Origin of the sequence: Cellulomonas terrae (genome assembly GCF_007990265.1) — a bacterium.
Classification (GTDB): domain Bacteria; phylum Actinomycetota; class Actinomycetes; order Actinomycetales; family Cellulomonadaceae; genus Cellulomonas; species Cellulomonas terrae.
Genome location: NZ_BJWH01000050.1, coordinates 1 through 1318, shown reverse-complemented (window position 1 = coordinate 1318; position 1318 = coordinate 1). Strand labels below are relative to the sequence as shown.

The 1318-nt window shown below is 73.9% G+C and carries 1 protein-coding gene; it reads right to left on the bottom strand.

Features of this window, described 5'->3' with window-relative positions; genetic code table 11:
* A partial coding sequence (locus tag CTE05_RS20080) for an IPT/TIG domain-containing protein (protein WP_146848070.1) occupies positions 1-1318 on the bottom strand: 1318 nt, incomplete at both ends.

The window sequence follows — 1318 nt, the reverse complement described above, 5'->3', positions numbered from 1 at the left end:
TTGGGGTAGAACCGCAGGTTGCCGACGGAGGACGGGCTGATCGCGACCACGTTCAGCACCACGGCGGTCGCGCCGGTGGGGATGCCCGCCGAGCCCGGCAGCCGGACCTGGTAGGCGGTGCCGGCGGCGAGCGCACCCGGGATGGGGCCGAGGTGCCCGCTGCCCGGCCGCGTGTCGATCACGCGCTGCGGCGGCACCGCCGAGTACACGGCGTCCCCGACGACATAGCCCGTGACGTCCAGGATCACCTCGACCGGGGACGTGTGCACCGGCGCGAAGGTGTCGGAGTAGAAGGAGATCTTGCCCGAGGCCGGCAGGCCGACGACCGTCGCCGTCGCCTTGTCCTTGCCGGGCGCGTAGTTGACCACCGACGAGACGGGCACGTCCTGGCCGGCCGGGAAGATGCGCAGGTTCCCGGGCGCGTTCACGTTCGTCACCACGGCGCTGAGGATCACGGCGCTGGCGTTCTCGGGCACACCCGCCACGCCGCGCACCTGGACGGTCTGGACCGTCCGGGGCGGCACCGGTCCGGCGACGGTCCCCACCCGGTACGCCGACCGGGTGTCGACGAGCCGCTGCGAGGCCTGGGTCACGATCCCGGCGTCCGGCATCATGAAGCCCGTGACGTCGAGCACCACGCCGACGGTGCCACCGCTCCTGGTCAGGTAGCAGACCTTCCCATTCTCGGGCAGCTGCACGAACGCCGCATTGGCGACGTCCGCACCGGGTTCGAAGTTCACGGTCGACCCGACCGGCGCCGGGGTGGCCCCGTTGCCGTCGGTGTCCGGGTACACGATCACGTGGCCGGGAGCGCCCGGGGCCACCGTGGTCACGTTGAGCACGACACCGGACGCCCCGACCGGCACGCCGTTCGTCCCGGTGATCTGCAGGCAGACCGGCACGTTCGGGGCGACGTCCCGCCGGAACTCCGCGCGCTGCGGGGTCTGCGACACGAAGCCGTCCGCCACGTCGACGTACAGGAACGACGGGCTCGTCGTGGAGGTCCCGGCCGGGCTGGTCACCCGGACCAGGGCTGCACCGGCGGACCGGGCGGGCGCGACGACGGTCAGTCGGGTGGACGAGACCACCTGGAGCCCCGTGCCGGGCGTCCCGCCGAACGTGACCGCCGTGGCGTCCGAGAAGCCGGCACCCGTGACCGTCACCCGCACGCCGCCGTCCGTGGCGAGGACCGCGGGCCAGACCGCGGAGACGGTCGGTGTCCGGGCCGCCGCGTAGCTGAGGCTGGCGGCGGCGCTGGGACCGCCGCTCGTGGTGGTCACGACGAGGCGGGCCGTACCGGCGGCGTGCGCGGGGACGG